The organism is Paenibacillus rhizosphaerae (assembly GCF_014192015.1).
Lineage (GTDB): Bacteria > Bacillota > Bacilli > Paenibacillales > Paenibacillaceae > Paenibacillus_AQ > Paenibacillus_AQ rhizosphaerae.
Genome location: NZ_JACHXJ010000011.1, coordinates 1 through 19,103, shown reverse-complemented (window position 1 = coordinate 19,103; position 19,103 = coordinate 1). Strand labels below are relative to the sequence as shown.

General features: G+C 49.1%; 29 protein-coding genes and 1 rRNA gene. 27 read left to right on the top strand and 3 right to left on the bottom strand.

Translation table 11 applies throughout. The features are described from left to right. The first annotated feature begins 9 nt into the window (after positions 1 to 9). The 19 genes from rpsH to rpsI all read left to right on the top strand — a co-directional run bounded on the left by rpsH (position 10) and on the right by rpsI (position 10,591). On the top strand, positions 10 to 408 hold the full coding sequence (gene rpsH, locus FHS19_RS33220; RefSeq protein ID WP_076176747.1) for a 30S ribosomal protein S8: 399 nt from the start codon (positions 10 to 12) through the stop codon (positions 406 to 408). Between the two features lie 30 nt (positions 409 to 438). After that, positions 439 to 981 (top strand): 50S ribosomal protein L6, encoded by a 543-nt coding sequence (gene rplF, locus FHS19_RS33215; protein ID WP_183587592.1) that lies wholly within the window; start codon positions 439 to 441, stop codon positions 979 to 981. An 84-nt stretch (positions 982 to 1,065) separates the two neighbouring features. After that, positions 1,066 to 1,434: a 50S ribosomal protein L18 gene (gene rplR / locus FHS19_RS33210; protein WP_183587590.1), complete on the top strand. Its 369-nt coding sequence runs from the start codon at positions 1,066 to 1,068 to the stop codon at positions 1,432 to 1,434. 26 nt (positions 1,435 to 1,460) lie between these two features. Continuing rightward, on the top strand, positions 1,461 to 1,958 hold the full coding sequence (rpsE, locus tag FHS19_RS33205; RefSeq protein ID WP_076176750.1) for a 30S ribosomal protein S5: 498 nt from the start codon (positions 1,461 to 1,463) through the stop codon (positions 1,956 to 1,958). A gap of 12 nt (positions 1,959 to 1,970) precedes the next feature. After that, a complete protein-coding gene (gene rpmD / locus FHS19_RS33200) occupies positions 1,971 to 2,156 on the top strand; it encodes a 50S ribosomal protein L30 (protein WP_076176751.1) in 186 nt (61 codons plus the stop codon). A gap of 48 nt (positions 2,157 to 2,204) precedes the next feature. Next, positions 2,205 to 2,645 (top strand): 50S ribosomal protein L15, encoded by a 441-nt coding sequence (gene rplO / locus FHS19_RS33195; RefSeq protein ID WP_076176752.1) that lies wholly within the window; start codon positions 2,205 to 2,207, stop codon positions 2,643 to 2,645. Then, positions 2,645 to 3,943: a preprotein translocase subunit SecY gene (secY, locus tag FHS19_RS33190; RefSeq protein WP_183587588.1), complete on the top strand. Its 1,299-nt coding sequence runs from the start codon at positions 2,645 to 2,647 to the stop codon at positions 3,941 to 3,943. The genes rplO and secY overlap by 1 nt, the downstream gene beginning before the upstream one ends. Positions 3,944 to 4,029: 86 nt before the next feature. Next, the gene (locus FHS19_RS33185) at positions 4,030 to 4,674 is read left to right on the top strand and encodes an adenylate kinase (RefSeq protein ID WP_183587586.1); all 645 of its coding nucleotides are present in this window, start codon (positions 4,030 to 4,032) and stop codon (positions 4,672 to 4,674) included. 5 nt (positions 4,675 to 4,679) lie between these two features. After that, on the top strand, positions 4,680 to 5,432 hold the full coding sequence (gene map, locus FHS19_RS33180; protein WP_183587583.1) for a type I methionyl aminopeptidase: 753 nt from the start codon (positions 4,680 to 4,682) through the stop codon (positions 5,430 to 5,432). Positions 5,433 to 5,442: 10 nt separating this feature from the next. Further along, complete coding sequence (locus FHS19_RS33175) at positions 5,443 to 5,751, top strand: KOW domain-containing RNA-binding protein (RefSeq protein ID WP_076176756.1); 309 nt, start codon at positions 5,443 to 5,445, stop codon at positions 5,749 to 5,751. Positions 5,752 to 5,753: 2 nt separating this feature from the next. Next, a complete protein-coding gene (gene infA / locus FHS19_RS33170) occupies positions 5,754 to 5,969 on the top strand; it encodes a translation initiation factor IF-1 (protein WP_017692098.1) in 216 nt (71 codons plus the stop codon). A gap of 155 nt (positions 5,970 to 6,124) precedes the next feature. Beyond that, positions 6,125 to 6,238: a 50S ribosomal protein L36 gene (rpmJ, locus tag FHS19_RS33165; RefSeq protein WP_026688601.1), complete on the top strand. Its 114-nt coding sequence runs from the start codon at positions 6,125 to 6,127 to the stop codon at positions 6,236 to 6,238. Positions 6,239 to 6,259: 21 nt separating this feature from the next. After that, positions 6,260 to 6,628 carry a 30S ribosomal protein S13 gene (gene rpsM / locus FHS19_RS33160; RefSeq protein WP_076176757.1) on the top strand — a complete coding sequence of 123 codons (369 nt, stop codon included), beginning with the start codon at positions 6,260 to 6,262 and terminating at the stop codon, positions 6,626 to 6,628. A gap of 19 nt (positions 6,629 to 6,647) precedes the next feature. Further along, positions 6,648 to 7,043 carry a 30S ribosomal protein S11 gene (rpsK, locus tag FHS19_RS33155; RefSeq protein ID WP_009589209.1) on the top strand — a complete coding sequence of 132 codons (396 nt, stop codon included), beginning with the start codon at positions 6,648 to 6,650 and terminating at the stop codon, positions 7,041 to 7,043. A gap of 135 nt (positions 7,044 to 7,178) precedes the next feature. Further along, positions 7,179 to 8,123, top strand: coding sequence for a DNA-directed RNA polymerase subunit alpha (locus FHS19_RS33150; protein WP_076176758.1), 945 nt, complete (start codon positions 7,179 to 7,181; stop codon positions 8,121 to 8,123). A 33-nt stretch (positions 8,124 to 8,156) separates the two neighbouring features. Beyond that, positions 8,157 to 8,522 carry a 50S ribosomal protein L17 gene (gene rplQ / locus FHS19_RS33145; RefSeq protein WP_076176759.1) on the top strand — a complete coding sequence of 122 codons (366 nt, stop codon included), beginning with the start codon at positions 8,157 to 8,159 and terminating at the stop codon, positions 8,520 to 8,522. 260 nt (positions 8,523 to 8,782) lie between these two features. Next, the gene (truA, locus tag FHS19_RS33140; RefSeq protein WP_183587581.1) at positions 8,783 to 9,607 is read left to right on the top strand and encodes a tRNA pseudouridine(38-40) synthase TruA; all 825 of its coding nucleotides are present in this window, start codon (positions 8,783 to 8,785) and stop codon (positions 9,605 to 9,607) included. A gap of 134 nt (positions 9,608 to 9,741) precedes the next feature. Further along, complete coding sequence (rplM, locus tag FHS19_RS33135) at positions 9,742 to 10,179, top strand: 50S ribosomal protein L13 (RefSeq protein ID WP_076176761.1); 438 nt, start codon at positions 9,742 to 9,744, stop codon at positions 10,177 to 10,179. 19 nt (positions 10,180 to 10,198) lie between these two features. After that, a complete protein-coding gene (rpsI, locus tag FHS19_RS33130; RefSeq protein WP_076176762.1) occupies positions 10,199 to 10,591 on the top strand; it encodes a 30S ribosomal protein S9 in 393 nt (130 codons plus the stop codon). A 113-nt stretch (positions 10,592 to 10,704) separates the two neighbouring features. Here the strand turns inward: rpsI and FHS19_RS33125 are convergent, their stop codons facing one another. Beyond that, positions 10,705 to 10,938 carry a hypothetical protein gene (locus FHS19_RS33125; protein WP_183587579.1) on the bottom strand — a complete coding sequence of 78 codons (234 nt, stop codon included), beginning with the start codon at positions 10,936 to 10,938 and terminating at the stop codon, positions 10,705 to 10,707. Between the two features lie 340 nt (positions 10,939 to 11,278). Between FHS19_RS33125 and FHS19_RS33120 the strand changes: the two genes are divergently transcribed. From FHS19_RS33120 to salA, 4 genes are all read left to right on the top strand, one after another. Further along, positions 11,279 to 11,971 carry a phosphoadenylyl-sulfate reductase gene (locus FHS19_RS33120; protein WP_183587577.1) on the top strand — a complete coding sequence of 231 codons (693 nt, stop codon included), beginning with the start codon at positions 11,279 to 11,281 and terminating at the stop codon, positions 11,969 to 11,971. Positions 11,972 to 12,004: 33 nt separating this feature from the next. Continuing rightward, on the top strand, positions 12,005 to 13,174 hold the full coding sequence (gene sat, locus FHS19_RS33115; protein ID WP_183587575.1) for a sulfate adenylyltransferase: 1,170 nt from the start codon (positions 12,005 to 12,007) through the stop codon (positions 13,172 to 13,174). A gap of 69 nt (positions 13,175 to 13,243) precedes the next feature. Continuing rightward, positions 13,244 to 14,011 carry an N-acetylmuramoyl-L-alanine amidase CwlD gene (cwlD, locus tag FHS19_RS33110; RefSeq protein WP_183587573.1) on the top strand — a complete coding sequence of 256 codons (768 nt, stop codon included), beginning with the start codon at positions 13,244 to 13,246 and terminating at the stop codon, positions 14,009 to 14,011. A 72-nt stretch (positions 14,012 to 14,083) separates the two neighbouring features. After that, on the top strand, positions 14,084 to 15,187 hold the full coding sequence (salA, locus tag FHS19_RS33105) for an iron-sulfur carrier protein/transcriptional regulator SalA (RefSeq protein WP_183587571.1): 1,104 nt from the start codon (positions 14,084 to 14,086) through the stop codon (positions 15,185 to 15,187). Between the two features lie 59 nt (positions 15,188 to 15,246). Here salA and gerD read toward each other — a convergent pair whose 3' ends face one another. Then, complete coding sequence (gene gerD / locus FHS19_RS33100) at positions 15,247 to 15,963, bottom strand: spore germination lipoprotein GerD (RefSeq protein ID WP_183587568.1); 717 nt, start codon at positions 15,961 to 15,963, stop codon at positions 15,247 to 15,249. Positions 15,964 to 16,090: 127 nt separating this feature from the next. Here gerD and FHS19_RS33095 point away from each other — a divergent pair, with 127 nt between their 5' ends. Continuing rightward, entirely contained in the window at positions 16,091 to 16,681 is a 591-nt protein-coding gene (locus tag FHS19_RS33095; protein WP_183587566.1) for a KinB-signaling pathway activation protein, read from the top strand. A 30-nt stretch (positions 16,682 to 16,711) separates the two neighbouring features. On the opposite strand, the gene pdaB is transcribed toward FHS19_RS33095, so the two are convergent. Further along, the gene (gene pdaB, locus FHS19_RS33090; RefSeq protein ID WP_183587564.1) at positions 16,712 to 17,518 is read right to left on the bottom strand and encodes a polysaccharide deacetylase family sporulation protein PdaB; all 807 of its coding nucleotides are present in this window, start codon (positions 17,516 to 17,518) and stop codon (positions 16,712 to 16,714) included. A gap of 216 nt (positions 17,519 to 17,734) precedes the next feature. Between pdaB and FHS19_RS33085 the strand changes: the two genes are divergently transcribed. The 3 genes from FHS19_RS33085 to FHS19_RS33075 all read left to right on the top strand — a co-directional run. Then, on the top strand, positions 17,735 to 18,307 hold the full coding sequence (locus FHS19_RS33085) for a stage II sporulation protein M (RefSeq protein ID WP_246426954.1): 573 nt from the start codon (positions 17,735 to 17,737) through the stop codon (positions 18,305 to 18,307). A gap of 121 nt (positions 18,308 to 18,428) precedes the next feature. After that, positions 18,429 to 18,659, top strand: a complete 231-nt coding sequence (locus FHS19_RS33080; RefSeq protein ID WP_076176772.1) for a hypothetical protein — start codon at positions 18,429 to 18,431, stop codon at positions 18,657 to 18,659. A gap of 350 nt (positions 18,660 to 19,009) precedes the next feature. Next, positions 19,010 to 19,103, top strand: a 16S ribosomal RNA gene (locus FHS19_RS33075); the annotation flags it as partial.

The window sequence follows — 19,103 nt, the reverse complement described above, 5'->3', positions numbered from 1 at the left end:
TCACACAAAATGACTATGTCTGATCCAATTGCAGATATGCTGACTCGTATTCGTAACGCCAACACTGTGCGTCACGAAACGGTTGAAATGCCTGCTTCGACGATGAAAAAACAAATCGCTGACATTTTGAAGCGTGAAGGTTTCATCCGTGATGCAGAATATATCGATGACAACAAACAAGGGATTATCCGTGTTTTCCTGAAATACGGTGCCAACAATGAACGCGTCATCTCCGGTCTGAAGAGAATCAGTAAACCAGGTCTGCGCGTGTACACGAAGAGCAACGAAATTCCTCGTGTCCTCGGCGGTTTGGGTATTGCGATTATCTCCACATCCAAAGGAGTTATGACCGACAAAGAAGCTCGTCAATCCAAAGCTGGCGGAGAAGTTGTCTGCTACGTTTGGTAATATACGTCACAGAACAAGGAGGTGCAACACATGTCCCGTATTGGTCGCAAACCAATCGCAGTACCAAGCGGTGTGGATATCACACTGAACAATTCCGTTATTACGGTTAAAGGACCGAAAGGATCTTTGACTCGTGAACTTCATAAAGACATGAAGGTAACGGTAGAAAACAACGAAATCGTCGTTGAGCGCCCATCCGACAACAAAGCGCATCGTTCGCTTCACGGCACGACCCGCAGCGTTGTCAACAATATGGTGAGCGGAGTAACAGAAGGCTTTTCGAAATCTCTGGAATTGGTTGGGGTCGGATATCGTGCAAGCAAGACTGGAGATAAGATCGTCCTGAACGTTGGTTACTCTCATCCAGTTGAAATCACTCCAGAACCAGGCATCGAGTTCGAAGTGCCTGCTAATACGAAAATCATCGTTCGCGGTATCGATAAAGAGCGCGTAGGTGCATACGCCGCTAAAATCCGTTCCGTTCGCGAACCTGAGCCTTACAAAGGTAAAGGGATTAAGTATGAAGGTGAGCGCATTATCCGTAAGGAAGGTAAGGCAGGTAAGAAGAAATAAGCCATTATTTCTTAAGCCTTCTTTACCCCGTGCGTCTTAAAGTGAAGCTGTCATGGCAAAACTGAAAGGAGTGAAAGGGAAGACATGATTACAAAAGAGGATAAGAACAAAGCTCGTCTCAAACGTCATCTGCGTGTACGCAAGAAGATCGAAGGTACTGCTGAACGCCCACGTTTGAACGTATTCCGTTCTTCTAAACATATCTACGCTCAACTGATCGACGACGTATCTGGCGTAACCATCGTTTCGGCGTCTACAGTTGATAAAGAGCTTAGCAGTTCCGTGAAAAACGGCGGCAGCGTTGAGGCTGCTCGTCAAGTCGGCGAACTCGTTGCTAAGCGTGCAAAAGAAAAAGGTCATACTTCGATCGTATTCGACCGCGGAGGATACCTGTACCATGGACGGATTCAAGCTCTGGCTGACGCAGCTCGCGAAGCAGGCTTGGAATTCTAAGAATTTCTAAAAAGGAGGTAAACGACTTGCGTGTAGATCCTAACACTTTGGAACTGACTGAAAGAGTGGTTAATATTAACCGCGTTGCTAAAGTAGTAAAAGGCGGACGCCGTTTCAGCTTCAGCGCGCTGGTAGTTGTCGGTGACGGCAAAGGCTGGGTTGGTGCTGGTATCGGTAAAGCAGGCGAAGTTCCTGACGCCATCCGCAAAGGCATCGAAGATGCTAAGAAAAATCTGATTCACGTTCCTCTCGTTGGAACATCAATTCCTCACCTGGTCACTGGTCACTTTGGTGCTGGACGCGTTCTTTTGAAACCAGCGTCTGAAGGTACTGGAGTTATCGCCGGCGGTCCTGTGCGTGCCGTACTGGAGCTGGCAGGTGTAGGTGACATCTTGACAAAATCTTTGGGTTCTTCGAACTCCATGAACATGGTCAACGCGACTTTGGAGGGCTTGTCCCGTCTGAAGCGTGCTGAAGATGTAGCCAAATTGCGTGGCAAATCTGTCGAAGAGCTGCTCGGTTAAGGAGGGAATGTCATGGCTAAACTTCAAATTACCCTCGTCCGCAGTTTGATCGGCCGTCCTGAAACTCAGCGCACGACTGTAAAAACTCTCGGCTTGCGTAAATTAAATTCGACGGTGGTTCATAACGACAATCCTGCAATTCGCGGAATGATCAACAAAGTGAGCCACTTGGTATCTGTTACTGAAATTGAAGGTTAATTCTTGCGACAAGACTAACCTAGAAATATTAAGGAGGTGCAACGAACGATGAAGTTACACGAACTTTCCTCAGCTGCTGGATCCCGCAAAGAACGCAAACGTGTTGGCCGTGGAACAAGTAGCGGTACTGGTAAAACATCTGGCCGTGGTCACAAAGGTCAAAACGCTCGTTCTGGCGGCGGTGTGCGTCCTGGCTTCGAAGGTGGGCAAAACCCATTGTATCGTCGTCTGCCGAAACGTGGATTTGTTAATCCTACGCGGAAAGAGTATGCGATCGTGAACATCGAGGAACTGAACAGCTTTGCAGAGGGTACTGAAGTAACTCCTGAGTTTTTGGTGGAAAGCGGCGTCGTGAAAAACACGAAGAGCGGCATCAAAATTCTTGGTAATGGCGAAGTAACCGTAAAATTGACTGTAAAAGCAAACAAGTTCTCTCAATCTGCGGTAGAGAAAATCGAGGCTGCCGGCGGTAAAACCGAGGTGATCTAATGTTTAAGACCCTGAAGAATATATGGCGGGTTGAGGACCTACGCAAGAGAATCTTGTTCACCTTGTTTGTACTGATCATTTACCGTATCGGTTCATTCGTACCTGTTCCAGGCGTTGATAAAACGGTCCTGGAGCAAACGAATCAGCAGGGTAGCGAGTTGTTTGGTCTCTTAAACACGTTCTCGGGAGGAGCGCTTCATCAGTTCTCCATCTTTGCCCTCGGGATCGTGCCGTATATTACCTCGTCCATCATCGTGCAGTTGTTGTCGATGGATGTCGTCCCGAAACTTGCCGAATGGGCTAAACAAGGCGAGCACGGGAAGAAGAAGTCGGCGCAATTGACACGCTATGGTACGATAGTATTGGGCCTGATTCAGTCGTTTGCGATGGCCATCGGTTTTAACCGGTTGTACGGTACGCAAATGATTCCCAACGCCACCTTCGTGGATTACGTGCTCGTTGCGATCGTATTGACCGCAGGTACCGCATTCCTGATGTGGCTCGGTGAACAAATTACTGAAAAAGGAATCGGTAATGGTATTTCCATTCTGATTTTTGCAGGGATTGTCGCTAACATACCGATGTATATCCGGAGTACAGCGAGTTCCAACTTTATTCAAGATGGTCAGGTATTTATGAATACACTCAAGACGATCATCATACTTATTGTGATCGTGGCGATTATTGCGGGTGTCATCTACATCCAGCAGGCGATTCGTAAAATTCCTGTGCAGTACGCAAAACGTGTGGTAGGCAACAAGATGTATGGCGGACAGAATACGCATATTCCGCTCAAGATCAATGCTGCGGGCGTTATTCCGGTCATCTTCGCCGTCTCCTTGCTGCAGTTCCCTACGATTATTGCGAGCTTCTGGTCAACTCATGCTTGGGCCCAATGGATCCAAACAAACTTGAGATATGACTACCCTCTTGGTATGGTACTGTATGTTCTGATGATCATTGGTTTCACTTTCTTCTACACGTTCGTGCAGATGAATCCAAACCAAATGGCTGATAACATGAAGAAAAACGGTGGCTACATTCCTGGCATTCGTCCTGGTAAAGCGACTGAGAAATACCTGACCCGCGTAATGTCCCGGTTAACCATGACCGGCGCCATCTTCCTGGCCGCTATTTCTCTGCTTCCGATCGGCTTCGGTACACTTGCCGGTTTGCCGAGCTCGGTGAAAATCGGGGGAACTTCACTGCTCATCGTCATCGGTGTGGCATTGGATACAATGAAGACCATCGAAAGTCAATTGATTAAACGCCATTACAAAGGCTTTATCAATAAATAGTAATAGGTCCCGGTGAAGTCAACTGAACTTCCCGGTGCTTATTGCGTTGTTTCTTGTAACGGTAGTGTTTGGAGGGAGAGAGAAACGTGAACATACTATTCATGGGCCCTCCTGGGGCAGGAAAGGGAACACAGGCGGAAGTCATTGTCAATGAATTCGGCATTCCCCATATTTCGACAGGCGATGCATTTCGTTTGGCGATTAAGCAGGGAACTCCTATCGGGAAGAAAGCCAAAGAATACATGGATCAAGGATTCCTCGTACCGGATGATGTAACGATCGGCATTGTTGAAGAACGTCTGCAGCAGTCCGATTGCGAAAAAGGTTTTTTATTGGACGGCTTTCCAAGAACCCTTTCGCAAGCGGAAGCGCTGGATGAAATTCTTAGCAGACTGAACACGAAGCTTGATCATGTCATCAACCTGAAAGTTGACCGCGACAAGCTGATGGCGCGCCTCACAGGACGCCGGATCTGCAAGAACTGCGGTGCGACTTATCATGTGATTTTCAACCCGCCAAAACAGGAAGGTGTATGTGATAAATGCGGAGGCGAATTGTATCAACGCTCGGATGATAACGAAGAGAGCGTAGGTACCCGCCTGGACGAATATATCAACAAAACAGCACCGCTCCTTACGTTTTATGAGAACAAAGGTCTTTTGCGTCAGATCGATGGGGATCAGGAAATCGGTACGGTATCCGATGAAATCGTATCGGTACTGCGAGGTTAATTGTAATGATCATTTGTAAGTCCGAAACGGAACTTGGCTTTATGAGGGAAGCCGGACGGATTGTTGCGGAAACGCATCGCCTTATGGCCAAACACATCGAGCCGGGGATGACTACCGGAGAACTTGATCGGATTGCAGACCACTACATTCGCAGTCAACATGCGCTGCCGTCTTTTAAAGGCTACAATGGTTTTCCTGCCAGCATTTGCGCTTCAGTCAATGATCAATTGGTGCACGGATTTCCCGGCAAACGCAAATTAAACGAAGGCGACATTATTACGCTAGACATCGGTGCGCAGTACCGTGGTTACCATGGAGACTCCGCTTGGACCTATCCTGTAGGGAGCATTTCGGAGGAAGCCCAGCGCTTGCTGGACGTCACCGAAAGGTCTTTGTATGCAGGCTTAGAGCTTGTCAAACCTGATGTGCGCCTGTTTACGATCTCGCATGCCATTCAACGCGTGATTGAAGATGCCGGCTTCTCGGTTGTCCGGGAGTATGTCGGGCACGGTGTTGGGGCAGAACTGCATGAAGAACCACAAATTCCGAACTTTGGCACGCCGGACCGAGGGCCTCGGCTTAAACCCGGCATGGTGTTGGCGATCGAACCGATGGTCAATGCCGGATCAAGGTATGTTAAGACGCTGGAAGACAACTGGACGGTCGTTACGGTTGACGGCTCTCTGTGTGCCCATTTCGAGCATACGGTGGCTGTGACGCCGGACGGCATGGAGATTTTCACAAAACTGGATGTGTAGGTGATCGTTCTTGAGCAATCAAAGCAGCCCGCAAATCGGTCAAATTGTGAAGATCCTGAAAGGCAAGGATGCCGGACAGCTCGCCGTGGTCGTATCCATAGCTGACAGCAGATTTGTGTATATAGCTGACGGGGACAAACGAAAGTTTGACCAATGCAAGAAGAAGAATCTATTGCATCTGGAACCCCAAAAGTTTATCAGCAGTGAGGTTGTTGACAGTTTAAAAGAAAGCGGTCGGGTCACAAACGGAAAGCTGCGTTATGCAGTGATGAAGTTTATGAAGTCCACCGAATCCCAAGCTGAAGAGAAAGGAGACTGACTGTGGCCAAAGAAGATGTTATTGAAGTGGAAGGCACCGTTCTTGAACCATTGCCGAATGCGACGTTCAAGGTCGAACTGGAGAACGGTCATCAGATTCTTGCCCATGTTTCCGGTAAGCTGCGGATGCACTTTATCCGTATTCTCACAGGCGACAAAGTGGTCGTTCAGTTATCGCCTTATGATCTAACCAAAGGTCGTATAACTTACCGTAAATAGCAATTCCGTTTCCTCTAGGGGAAGCGTTCAGGATGTTAAACATCCCATTTGCAGCAGTTAACGTAGTGAACATTTTATCCGGACCTGGTCCGGTTGACTCCGAGTCATCCTACGAAGAGAGTTTTGCTTGGCAAAACTTGAGGGAGGTAATGAACATGAAGGTAAGACCTTCTGTAAAGCCTATGTGCGAAAAATGCAAAGTCATTCGTCGCAAAGGAACTGTAATGGTTATCTGTGAAAATCCGAAGCACAAACAAAAACAAGGTTAAGAGAAGGGGGTGTAGCGTAAAATGGCTCGTATAGCTGGTGTGGATTTGCCACGTGACAAACGCGTTGAGATCGCCTTGACTTATATTTTCGGAATCGGTAAAACGACTTCCCAGAAAATTCTGAGCGAAACAGGCATCAATCCGGACACTCGTGTTCGTGATTTGACGGAAGATGAAGTCAGCAAATTGCGTGAAACGATCGACAAAGGGGTTAAGGTTGAAGGTGACCTGCGTCGTGAAATTTCCTTGAATATTAAGCGTCTCGTTGAAATCGGATGCTATCGTGGTGTGCGTCATCGCCGCGGTCTGCCGGTTCGTGGACAACGTACTAAAACCAATGCTCGTACACGGAAAGGCCCTCGTCGTACTGTAGCGAACAAGAAGAAATAATAAGGGGGGATAAAAGACAATGGCTAAACCGAAAAAAGTCGTACGTACTAAACGTCGTGACCGTAAAAATATTGAATCTGGCGTGGCTCATATCCGTTCCACGTTCAACAATACGATCGTAACGATCACGGATCCTCACGGAAACGCAATTTCCTGGGCAAGCTCCGGCGGCCTCGGATTCAAAGGTTCCCGTAAATCCACTCCGTTTGCTGCGCAAATGGCTGCTGAAACAGCTGCCAAAGCTGCAATGGAACATGGTATGAAGGCAGTTGAGGTTATGGTTAAAGGTCCAGGTGCAGGCCGTGAAGCAGCGATCCGTTCTTTGCAAGCTGCTGGTCTGGAAGTCAACCTGATCAAAGACGTAACTCCAATTCCTCACAACGGTTGCCGCCCGCCAAAACGTCGTCGTGTCTAATTGATAGTCAACCTGGGAATGTGGTATAAAACCGGCACAATCTGCTAATAATGGTTGTTTAGGCATACTACATGGATACACTTGAACAAGGTGACAGTTTCATATAGGAGCGACGTTTGAAGGAGGGGTACTTGCGTGATTGAAATCGAAAAGCCGAAAATTGAGACCGTAGACGTCAGTGAAGACGGAGCCTATGGAAAATTTGTGGTAGAGCCGCTGGAACGAGGATATGGAACGACTCTGGGGAATTCACTTCGCCGGATTCTGCTCTCCTCGCTGCCTGGCGCGGCCGTTACATCTGTTCAGATTGACGGTGTGCTTCATGAATTCTCAACGGTTCCGGGCGTCATGGAAGACGTAACGGAAATTATTCTGAACCTGAAGGCTCTTTCCCTGAAAATTCATTCGGACGAAGAGAAAGTGTTCGAAATTGATGCTGAGGGCGAAGGAGTCGTGACGGCAGGAGACATCCGGGCGGACAGCGATGTGGAAATTCTTAATCCGGACCTGCATATTGCTACACTGGGTCCTGGATCGAGACTCCATATGCGTATTTTTGCTAACCGCGGTCGTGGCTATGTCCAAGCAGATAAGAATAAACGTGATGATCAACCAATTGGCGTCATCCCGGTCGATTCTATCTATACCCCGATTAGCCGCGTGAATTACGGCGTGGAGAATACGCGGGTTGGTCAAGTGACCAACTACGACAAATTGACGCTTGAAGTATGGACTGATGGCAGTATCAGACCAGAAGAGGCGGTAAGCCTCGGCGCCAAAATTTTGACCGAGCATTTGATGCTGTTCGTGGGACTCACGGACGAAGCGAAAGATGCAGAGATTATGGTCGAAAAAGAAGAAGACAAAAAAGAAAAAGTGCTTGAGATGACAATCGAAGAGCTGGATCTCTCCGTACGTTCTTACAACTGTCTCAAACGTGCCGGTATCAATACGGTGCAAGAGCTGACCACGAAGACCGAAGAAGATATGATGAAAGTCCGCAATCTGGGCCGCAAATCTTTGGAGGAAGTTCAAGAGAAGCTCGAAGAGCTCGGTTTGGGACTCCGTACAGAAGAATAGCATCTTAGGATTGTTAGCGAAGGAGGGGAAAACATGGCATACCAAAAGTTGGGCCGCGATTCCAGCGCACGTAAAGCTTTGTTCCGTGACCTGGTAACCGACCTGTTCTTATACGAGCGTATCCAAACGACAGAAGCGAAAGCGAAAGAAGTTCGCACAATCGCTGAAAAGCTGATCACGAAAGCAAAGAAGGGTGACCTTCATGCACGTCGCCAAGTGGCAGCATTCGTTCGTCGTGAAACGGTAGATGGGGAGCAAGACGCAATCCAAAAACTGTTCAGCGAGCTGGCTACACGTTACGCTGAGCGTCCAGGCGGATACACTCGTATCCTGAAACTCGGACCTCGTCGCGGTGATTCCGCGCCTATGGTTTATTTGGAACTGGTTGACCGCGCGTAAACTGATGAGGATGAGGAAAGGGTGGAAGGAATCCATGATTCTGATCAAACCCTTTTTTTCACTTCTAGGGACGTGTCTAAGGAGCTCCTGAAGGGAGCTCCTTTTTCTGAAAAGAAGCAGCTGGTGCATCCGAGTCAGAATACAGGAACGGCTCCGCCGTGATATCGCGGTGGGGCCGTTTTTGTGTAAAAATGTAGGAATGGATAGGATTCCCCGTTTATCGGGAAACCATGCGGTATCGGATTCAGGAGGTTTAAGAAATGCGCAACCTATGCATGAAGGTCAGTTATGACGGTACAGATTACTGCGGGTTCCAGACCCAGCCGGACGGCAGCACGGTCCAGGATGCCCTGGAGAAGGCGATCAAGCTTCTGACAGGGGAAGGGGTCAAGATTCACGCATCAGGGCGTACAGATGCCGGTGTGCATGCTCGCGGTCAGGTGTTTAACTTTATCACCTCTTCCGAGATCCCTGTCGAGCGTTGGTGTATCGCCCTTAACTCAAGGCTGCCCCAAGACATTATCGTCTGGGAGGCGGCGGAGGTTCCGCTGGAGTTCCACTCCAGAAGGTCGGCCAAACGGAAGACGTACCGGTATACCATCAATGCTAACCAGTTCCCGGATCTGTTCCAGAGACGGACCCAATTCCATCATCCCGTTAAGCTGGACATTGCGGCGATGGCAGTGGGGCTGAAGCATTTGATTGGGACTCATGACTTTACTTCCTTTGCTTCGCGCCATTCTACGAAGCCTTCCCATATCCGGACGCTGTATGAAGCCGAGCTCGTGGTAGATGATACCATGTGCCGTCCAGGGACGCGAGATCAGGGGCTGATCCATATTTACGTAACAGGGAGCGGTTTTCTTCAGCACATGGTCCGCATTATCGTGGGGACGTTGCTGGAGATCGGGAAAGGCCGCAAGAAGCCTGAAGATATGCCGGCCATCCTGGAAGCCAAGGACCGGTCCAAAGCGGGGCCTACAGCCGTCGCCAAGGGGCTGATTTTATGGAACGTCGAGTATGAAGCGGCGGATGAAAATAATTTAAAATCAGCTTGCGATTTGCCTGGGTTTACTGTAAAATAAAAGTTGTGTTTTCTTAATGGCTTTCCCACAGCCCCAGTTAAGAGATTCACATTCCTAACATGAAAATTAACTTTTTAACAATGACAATTGAACGAAGATAAATGTTTTCGGACGAAACCAAGGAGGAACTATTCATGCGTACGACCTATATGGCCAAGCCAAATGAAGTAGAGCGCAAATGGCACATCATTGATGCCGAAGGCAAAACGCTCGGACGTCTGGCGAGCGAAGCTGCGGCCCTGATCCGCGGTAAACATAAGCCACAATTCACCACTCATGTTGACACAGGTGACTTCGTTGTCATCATCAACGCTGAGAAGGTTCACCTGACAGGCAAGAAGCTTCAAAACAAGAAATACTACCGTCACTCCCTGCATCCAGGTGGTTTGAAAGTGACAAACGCTCAGGATCTGCTGAACAGCAAGCCAGAACGTGTATTGGAATCCGCTGTTCACGGTATGCTTCCTAAAACCCGCATGGGCGAAAAGATGAAGCTGAGACTGAAAGTATACGCAGGTACTGAACATCCGCATGCAGCACAAAACCCAGAAGTTTACGAACTTCGCGGCTAATTAAAAGGAGGACAGTTTCATGGCACAAGTACAATACTATGGGACAGGTCGTCGTAAACATTCGGTAGCTCGTGTTCGCCTTGTACCGGGTGAAGGACGCATTGTCATCAATAAACGTGATATCAACGAATACTTCGGTTTGGAAACCCTCAAGCTGATCGTAAAACAACCACTGACTTTGACTGAAACGCTGGGACAATACGACGTGCTCGTTATTGCCAACGGCGGCGGCATTTCCGGCCAAGCCGGAGCCATTCGCCACGGGATCTCCCGCGCTCTGCTGAAAGCAGATCCGGAATACCGTCCAGCTCTGAAAAAAGCAGGCTTCCTGACTCGTGACCCACGGATGAAAGAACGTAAGAAATACGGTCTCAAAGCCGCTCGTCGCGCGCCACAATTCTCGAAACGTTAATATTTACTTTTATGTACAAATCGCCCTGGCCATTACCGGTCTAGGGCGATTTTTTGTTGTCTTTGCCGTAAGGATGTATAGTCCCGCTCAGTCTTAAAGTGCTCCCGGCCGTTTTATTGGCTCAGCACGTTAATCGCGTCGTCCAAATTATGAATATCCCCCACAGCCGACTTGTGATATACCTCATTGTGACAGGTGGCGCATTCCACATGGATGTTGCAGTAATCCAGGCCATCATCATTTTTACCGTCCGTCCACCATACATTGAACTGATCGGACAGCTGGCTGCAGGTCTCGCAATACAACGGCCCGCTCACATTTTTCAATTGATGCGAAGACACGATCACCAAGATCACTCCTTCCCAATAATCTATTGTACATAGCCCAATATTTGCACCGGTGCCCGATGCCCTTTGTACGGAGCAGCGTATACAGCTTGTCAGCCCCAAATTCCTCTACCGGATTAGTATGTCATTCCCAAAAGTGCGTTTATGCATAGGGCGAATGCGTAGAAATTGGCATAGGGGGGACCTTATTCAAAATCTTTATTCCAAAATGATAATAAATACGACGAAAAGGAATTGACAACCAGCGGTTTTACTTTATACTTGTGATTAATCATATTATTTCAGTAGGGATTATAGTGAATTACAAACGATACTTTTATTCAGAATGGAGGCATCTTATATGAATTTGCTTGAAAAAGAACAATGGATCCAGAAACAAGCCGAAGAAATGGAGCATGCTACGGCTGAAGAATTGATCCGGCTTGCGGTGGAGACATTCCCGAACATTACGTTTGCCTGCAGCTTTGGCGCTGAAGACGTCGTGCTCGTTGATATTTTGCAAAAGGTAAGCCCGTCGACCGACATTTTTTACCTCGATACCGATTTCCACTTTAAAGAAACGTACGAAACCCGGGACCGCCTTGCGGCCAAATACGGCATTGAGTTTGTCCGGGTATCGCCGAAACTGACGCCGGAAGAGCAGGCGGCTGCCCATGGCGAAGAGCTGTGGAAATCCGATCCCAACGCATGCTGCAACATCCGTAAGGTAGAGCCTTTGACCCGGATCTTGTCCCAGTACGACGCATGGATTACCGGCATCCGCCGCGATCAGGCGCCTACCCGGGCTAACTCCAAGAAGGTGGAATACGACAACAAATTCGGACTGGTTAAATTCAATCCGCTGGCAGACTGGACATCCGACGACGTATGGCATTATATTCGTGAAAACCAGGTATTCTACAACCCGCTTCACGACATGAACTTCCCAAGTATCGGATGCGAGCATTGCACGCGTGCGGTGGCCCCTGGAGAAGATCCTCGTGCAGGACGCTGGGCAAACAGTGACAAAATTGAATGCGGACTTCATAAGTAATAAATAACGGACCAGAAGAAGGGGAGCGAAAAGATGACAGCGATTCAGCCTCACGGAGGTACCTTGATTAACCGTATTGCTGAAGGCCAGGCCAGAGAAGAGCTGCTGCAGGCTGCGGCCGGTTTTAAACAGATTCCTGTGAATACTTGGACGATTTCGGATATCGATCTGATTGGCGTAGGCGCTTTTTCCCCGTTGACGGGTTTTATGAACGAGCAGGATTACCAGTCGGTCGTCGACCGCATGAGGCTGGCGGACGGCACGGTATGGAGCATTCCGATAACACTGGCTGTGGACGATGAGAAGGCCGCGGAACTCACTGTAGGCGACAAGGCAGCCCTCGTAGGAGCCGAAGACGGGGTGGTGTATGCCGTTCTTGATATCGAGAGCATTTACAGCGTCGATCAGACCGCTGAGGCGACTAAGGTATTCAAAGCTAGCGATTCCGAGCATCCTGGTGTCAAGAAGCTGTTTGAGCGTCCATCGAACTATGTTGGCGGAAGCATTCAGGTGCTGAACCGTCCGAAACCGGCCAAGTTCGGCGAGTTTTATTTTGATCCGGCGGAGACGCGCCGTATTTTTGCGGAGAAGGGATGGAAGAAGGTTGTCGGCTTCCAAACCCGCAACCCGGTTCACAGGGCTCATGAGTATATCCAGAAGAGTGCGCTTGAGATCGTCGATGCGCTGTTCCTGAACCCGCTCGTTGGCGAGACCAAGTCGGATGACGTTCCGGCCAACGTCCGGATGAAGAGTTATCTGGTCCTGCTCGAAAACTACTACCCCGCCGATCGTACGTTCCTTGGCGTGTTTCCGGCCGCAATGCGTTATGCCGGCCCGAGAGAAGCCATTTTCCATGCGATGGTCCGCAAAAATTACGGCTGCACCCATTTTATCGTCGGCCGCGACCATGCCGGCGTAGGCGATTATTACGGCACCTATGAAGCCCAGGAAATTTTCTCGAATTTCACGGCGGAAGAACTCGGCATTACCCCGTTGTTTTTCGAACACAGCTTCTTCTGCAAAAAGTGCGGCAATATGGCATCCAGCAAAACCTGCCCGCATCCGAAGGAAGATCATTTGACTTTGTCCGGTACGAAGGTACGCGGTCTGCTGCGCGACGGCATTTGCCCGCCACCGGAATTTACCCGTCCTGAGGTCGCTAAGATTTTGATCGAAGGGATGTCCACACAAGTATCTTCATAAAGTACTATTTGTCCACCTCGCCCCATATAGATGTGTAGAGTCGATATGGGGAACGGAGGTGGATTTTTTATGTCCAAGCAGGGACGAAAGAAACAGGTGCTGTGGATCCGGGTAAGCACGGTCAAAAAGGCGCTGATCGGCCTCTGCCTGCTGATTGTTTTTATTGCGGTGGCTACCTACCAAATTCCTGCCGCAAAGACGACGGGTTCTTTGGGGCTGCCGCTGTCGGGAAAAGTGATTGCACTGGATGCCGGTCACGGCGGGCCGGACGGAGGCGCCGTCAGCAAGCAGGGCGTGATCGAAAAAGATATTAACCTGGCCATCGCCCTATATCTGCGGGATTATTTGCAGCAGGCCGGCGCAGTCGTGGTGATGACACGCGAGGGTGACTACGACCTTGCCGGTGATACGAGAGGGTATTCCAAACGTAAGACAGAGGATCTGAAGCAGAGGGCCAAGTTCATTGAGGACAAGCATGCGGACCTGTTTTTGAGCATTCACATGAACAGCTTTCCGTCGAATCAATATCGGGGGGCGCAGACGTTTTATTATCCGAATCACCCGGACAACGCAGGACTGGCTGCATTAATTCAGGATGAGATTAAGCGGAACCTCGAAAATACGGACAGGGTGGCCAAAACAGTGAATACCGTGTATCTGCTTCAAGCGCTGAAAATGCCTTCGGCTCTGGTGGAGGTCGGATTTCTGTCCCACCCGCAGGAGTCGGAGCTGCTCAGGGATGAGAGCTACCAACGCAAGGTCGCCGCATCGGTCTACAAGGGAGTTCTCCGGTATTTGTCCGGCGAGAAGGCGAAAGTGTCGTCAGAAAATCCGTGAGAATGGTATAATAGCACCTGAGGCTTTAGATGGAACCTTAGATGAAAACTATAAAGCAGAGGTGCTGCCAGCATGTTATCACGTGAGCAAGTGCAACAGCTATTACAGCCAATCGTCGAGCCTGTCACAGGGAAGAGCCTGATTGAGCTGCAAATGATAAGAGATATCGTTGTGAAGGAAAGCCGTATTTCACTGTCGGTCATCACATTAGACAAGCGTGAAGATTACGCCCAGGCGCTTGAAAAGGACATCCGGGAGCGGCTCCGGGACGCAGAGGGTACGGAGATTCACATCCGGATGCGGGAAGCCAACGAGCTGGAACGCGAGAAAATATTAGGGGAGTCGGCGCGCATGCGCCAGGAGGACGAGGATAAGCTCGTCAAAGGACATGCCGCCGGGCTGGAGCACAACCAGCTGCTGCAGGATCCGAACGTCCATTTTATCGCGGTCGCAAGCGGTAAGGGCGGCGTAGGTAAGTCGACGGTGACCGTCAACCTGGCTGCAGCCTTGGCCCGTATGGGCAAGCGCGTAGGGCTTATTGACGCCGATATTTACGGCTTCAGCGTGCCGGATATGATGGGGATCGAAGAGGGGCCCGTGGTAGAGGACAACACGATCATCCCTGTAGAGCGCTTTGGCGTCAAAGTGATGTCCATGGGCTTTTTTATCCGAGAAAATAACCCGGTCATTTGGCGCGGTCCGATGCTCGGCAAAATGCTGCATCAATTTTTCGGCGACGTCGCTTGGGGACAGCTCGATTATATGCTGCTTGACTTGCCGCCGGGAACGGGCGATGTGGCCCTTGACGTTCATCAGATGCTGCCGCAGAGCAAAGAGATCATCGTCACAACCCCGCACGCCACTGCTGCTTTCGTTGCCGCTCGTGCCGGAGCGATGGCGCTTCAGACCAATCATGACATTTTGGGCGTTGTCGAAAATATGGCTTATTACGAGTGCGCAGGCTGCGGTAAGCGGGATTACGTATTCGGAAGGGGCGGAGGCGGACAATTGGCGGAAACGCTTCATACGGAATTGCTGGCACAGCTGCCGCTTGGAGCGCCGGATAACCATGTCTCCGAGCCGGACTTCTCGCCTTCCGTATATAAGGCGGACACGCAGACGGGTCAGATCTACGGCCAATTGGCCGCATCGATTGTTACCAAGTGCGAGCAATAAACTGCATGTTTGTTTCATTACAGCAAAAAAGCCCCTATTGGGGCTTTTTTTTAATGCGGTTAACTTCCTCCACCGCCGCCTTCGCCATTTTCCTTATCTCCGCCTTCGCTGCTGCCTTGGTCTCCGCCTTCTTGGCCTTTGCTCTGGCTTTTCTTTTGCGATTTTTCGACCTTAGGCTGGAGCTCTTGGGTCACGACATCCTTGAGCATGTTCATGACTTCTATTTTGAACAACGGGTTCTGCATGGCTTCCTGCATGACGGTCATCGACTGCTTGCGGTATTCAGGGGATTTGGTAATATCCAGGAACATTTTCATGACTTCGGGTGACTTCATAATATCGGCGACGGCTTGCTGATAAGTAGGATCTTTGATCAACTGCATATGCAGCTGCTTGTTCTGCGAGCTGATCGCTTTGGCGAAATCTCCAGCAAACTGGGGATCCGTCATGATTTTTTCGAACTCTTTTTTATATTCCGGAGCGGTAATGGTGTCTTTGACCGCCGTTCGGATTTGGTCTCCGGCTTGAAGGGACATCATCTGCATGCCGAGCCCCGATCCTGACCCGGAGCCGCTGCTGCCTGATCCCCCGCCGCCCTTCAGGGCATCCTCGACTGCTTTCTTGCCTTCATCGCTCTTCAGGATATCGACAACCATCGTTTTCATCTCTTTATAATCGCTCTGGGGCGGGGCATAGCTCTGTTCTGATCCACAGCCTGTCAGAGCCGCGGAAATACCGAGAAAAAGCGCACATAAACCGATAACCGGCCACTTCATCAGTGTTGTCCTCCTTTGCTTCAGATCCTGTTTGTAGTATGGCATCCGAAAATTCGAAATATGTCGAGGCATGGATGGTTTTTTATTGTGAACGTTGGTAAAATAAAGTCTTGGGGGTGCAGAATATTTGAACTTAAAAAGATGGATGACATTATTTTGGAAAACACTGCTTGCCGGCTCTATAGCGGCGATCGTGGCCGGGGTGCTGCTGCAGTTTGGAAGCGGTATAATTAAATTTAAGGGGCCTGCCGATTACTTGTTTTATCTGGTCATTTTATTCGGATACGGCCTGATGGTCAGCGTCTATTCCCAGCTTGGCTTTTTCGCTTATATGATCTTGAACTACACGGCCATCGGGGTCTTCCCCAAAAAAGTATGGCAGTACATACAGCTTGTCCTGGCGGTCCTGGCACTGCTTGAAGTCATGTTTTTCCGCTCCTTTGTCGGGAAGGAGAACAGCCAGTTTTCCGACTTGATCGTCGGTATATCGATTCTGGTCGTTGCCGTCGTTGTAGCTTATTTCAAGGCCAAAGCAACCAATCCGACTGCTTGGATACCGACAATCTTCTTCATGACGGCGATCACCATCGTGGAGCTGGTGGGAGGACTCAAGATTGGCGTCAACAACGCCACCGTCTTTATTCTGGTTCCGCTGATCGTCTGCAATGCTTACCAAATTTTAATCCTTCATAAAGTGTTGAACGCAAAAAAGAGCTAAGATTCTTAGCTCTTTTTTCTGTGCTTATGATTACATGCCGGCTGCGTCTTCAATGGCTTGCTGCATCGCCGCCTGGTCGCGGATCTCTTTTCCCTTGGTATCCGCTTGACTGAGCAGGTCGGACACGGTTACGAATTCGTACCCCTGTTTGCGGAGTTCATCAATGATGACCGGGAGCGCTTCATGGGTCTGCTTGACTGAGTCGCTCGCATGGAGAAGCACGATATCCCCGGGGTGCGCCTTCGACACTACGCGATTGACGATATTTTGCGCACCGATGTTTTTCCAGTCTTGGGAATCGGTATCCCATTGGATGACCTTATAATTAAGGCTATCAGCGATCTTCAGCACCCGCTTGTCAAAATCCCCGTTAGGGAGGCGGAGGAGATTGGGTTCCTTGCCAGTTAAATCGGTTAATATAGAATTGGCTGTGATCAGCTGCTTGCGAATTTCTTCGTCGCTCAGCGTGCTGTAATTCACGTGCTTGTGGCCGTGGCTTCCGATTTCAAACCCGCTGTTTTTGATATCATTTACGATATCCGGATGGCTTTTTCCCCAAGGGGAGGATAAAAAGAAAGTAGCCTTCTGCACATTCTTGTCCTTCAGAACCTTCAGAATGGGCTCTGCCCGCTTTTCTCCCCAGCTGATATCAAATGTCAGGGCGATCACTTTCTTCTCGGTAGGGACGCTGTAAATGGCTGCTGGAGCCCCTTCAGAGAATACCGTGATGTTGTCGCTCTCGACATAGATGATACCGATGGCAAATACCGCTGCGGCCAGCACGAGAAACGTGCGTTTTATTTTCCTGCCATTCAGCACATAGAAAAATGAATTCATATGCTCGTAAGCTCCCCTTTCCATACATCAGCATTTTGCGCTGTCGTCCGTTATAACAAAGGGGTTTTATAAATAGGCTGTAACGGCCCCTTGAAACGAATCTCAGGAAAAATGCTCATGTAAAGCTTGTTTACTTCAATGTATGCTCGTACTTGGGACTTATTACTTTGAGGAGGGAATCGTTTGCTTCGTTTGAGTACATTTATAAGAGACTTAATGTCGATCAAAAAAACATTATTGTTTGCCCTATTGCTTTTTGCTGCCGGAGTGGCGGCCGGGTGGATCAGTACCGGGGCTTTGGCCGACCTGGTGGACCAGCAGCTAAGCGGGTTGAGGGAAGTCAGCGGTAATCTGCAGAACTCGGAGCATCCGCAGTGGAGCTTCTTCGGGTTTATTTTTCTCAATAACAGCATTAAGGGCGTACTGATCATTTACCTGGGTCTTCTGGTTGGGATTCTGCCAGTGATGTTTCTGCTGGTCAACGGAATGGTTATAGGTTATTTGGTACACAGTTTAAGCACCCAAGGAGAGAATCTGGCCGATTTAGTCGTCCGGGGTCTCCTGCCGCACGGAATTATTGAAATACCGGCTATTATTATCGCGTGTGCCTATGGCATCAGAATGGGGAGCTGGGTCATTAGCGGAATCAATCCAGGAAGGAGAGCACGGGTCAGAAAAGGTGAGGGAGTGCTGCGTAAATCGGTTACGGCAGCTTTTTGGGTCGTCATCCTGCTGTTTGTTGCCGCAATTATTGAGAGCACGGTTACCTATGCCTTGATGCAGAATTAGTATTTTGTAAATTGTGATTCATAAATTTCCCAAAAGTTGAGCATAACAGTAAGACGATAAAATCATAACCGATCCGTTCATGGACGTTCAGGGATAAATCTACAGGGGGGCCAGTTCCAATATGTTGGGTATGTTATTTAACGAGAAGGAATGTAAGGAATTAGATTATGTGCTGCGCAAGGAGCTGGACGAGATGCTGTTCGACTTAAGTGATCAGCGTTTGGATCAGGATATCCGTAATGCCATTGCGAACCGCTACAAGACTGTTTTTCGGATGTATGCCCGATTTGCTCCGCAAAAGGAGCTTTCAAAGTATGCGCGTAACAGCAAGCTTTCACAATTTAAACAATAATGCTTGACGGCACTGCCTATCTTATGATAAATTAATTTTCGCTTCAGTTTTGCGTTTTGAGTTGAAGCACAGGGCTTTTGCAAGGTTAATAGAAAGTGGTAAAAAACTTTTTAAAAATAACTCTTGCAAAGTACCTGGTGAGTATGATATATTATAAAAGTCGCCGCTGAGATGCGGTGATAACGAAAGAAAGAGATTTTGATCTTTGAAAACTGAACAACGAGTGAGTATAAACGCGACGGTTTTATGACCGGAGCAACTTGAGATTAAATCAATCTCGTCAGATTCAAAATGAGCTACAAACTTTCGTTGGAAAGCTACTCCCTTTGGGTGAGCAGATTCTTCCAATTTTCTTGGAGAGTTTGATCCTGGCTCAGGACGAACGCTGGCGGCGTGCCTAATACATGCAAGTCGAGCGGACTTGATGGAGAGCTTGCTCTCCTG

Bases quoted from the DNA above. Each gene is read 5' to 3' on its own strand.
- rpsK (WP_009589209.1), top strand. From the start codon at position 6,648: ATGGCTAAACCGAAAAAAGTCGTACGTACTAAACGTCGTGACCGTAAA.
- FHS19_RS33120 (WP_183587577.1), top strand. From the start codon at position 11,279: ATGAATTTGCTTGAAAAAGAACAATGGATCCAGAAACAAGCCGAAGAA.
- FHS19_RS33085 (WP_246426954.1), top strand. From the start codon at position 17,735: ATGTCGATCAAAAAAACATTATTGTTTGCCCTATTGCTTTTTGCTGCC.
- rpsM (WP_076176757.1), top strand. From the start codon at position 6,260: ATGGCTCGTATAGCTGGTGTGGATTTGCCACGTGACAAACGCGTTGAG.
- rplR (WP_183587590.1), top strand. From the start codon at position 1,066: ATGATTACAAAAGAGGATAAGAACAAAGCTCGTCTCAAACGTCATCTG.
- rpsI (WP_076176762.1), top strand. From the start codon at position 10,199: ATGGCACAAGTACAATACTATGGGACAGGTCGTCGTAAACATTCGGTA.
- rpsH (WP_076176747.1), top strand. From the start codon at position 10: ATGACTATGTCTGATCCAATTGCAGATATGCTGACTCGTATTCGTAAC.
- salA (WP_183587571.1), top strand. From the start codon at position 14,084: ATGTTATCACGTGAGCAAGTGCAACAGCTATTACAGCCAATCGTCGAG.
- FHS19_RS33080 (WP_076176772.1), top strand. From the start codon at position 18,429: ATGTTGGGTATGTTATTTAACGAGAAGGAATGTAAGGAATTAGATTAT.
- gerD (WP_183587568.1), bottom strand. From the start codon at position 15,963: ATGAAGTGGCCGGTTATCGGTTTATGTGCGCTTTTTCTCGGTATTTCC.
- map (WP_183587583.1), top strand. From the start codon at position 4,680: ATGATCATTTGTAAGTCCGAAACGGAACTTGGCTTTATGAGGGAAGCC.
- rpmD (WP_076176751.1), top strand. From the start codon at position 1,971: ATGGCTAAACTTCAAATTACCCTCGTCCGCAGTTTGATCGGCCGTCCT.
- pdaB (WP_183587564.1), bottom strand. From the start codon at position 17,518: ATGAATTCATTTTTCTATGTGCTGAATGGCAGGAAAATAAAACGCACG.
- rplQ (WP_076176759.1), top strand. From the start codon at position 8,157: ATGGCATACCAAAAGTTGGGCCGCGATTCCAGCGCACGTAAAGCTTTG.
- rplF (WP_183587592.1), top strand. From the start codon at position 439: ATGTCCCGTATTGGTCGCAAACCAATCGCAGTACCAAGCGGTGTGGAT.
- cwlD (WP_183587573.1), top strand. From the start codon at position 13,244: ATGTCCAAGCAGGGACGAAAGAAACAGGTGCTGTGGATCCGGGTAAGC.
- truA (WP_183587581.1), top strand. From the start codon at position 8,783: ATGCGCAACCTATGCATGAAGGTCAGTTATGACGGTACAGATTACTGC.
- secY (WP_183587588.1), top strand. From the start codon at position 2,645: ATGTTTAAGACCCTGAAGAATATATGGCGGGTTGAGGACCTACGCAAG.
- rplM (WP_076176761.1), top strand. From the start codon at position 9,742: ATGCGTACGACCTATATGGCCAAGCCAAATGAAGTAGAGCGCAAATGG.
- rpmJ (WP_026688601.1), top strand. From the start codon at position 6,125: ATGAAGGTAAGACCTTCTGTAAAGCCTATGTGCGAAAAATGCAAAGTC.
- sat (WP_183587575.1), top strand. From the start codon at position 12,005: ATGACAGCGATTCAGCCTCACGGAGGTACCTTGATTAACCGTATTGCT.
- rplO (WP_076176752.1), top strand. From the start codon at position 2,205: ATGAAGTTACACGAACTTTCCTCAGCTGCTGGATCCCGCAAAGAACGC.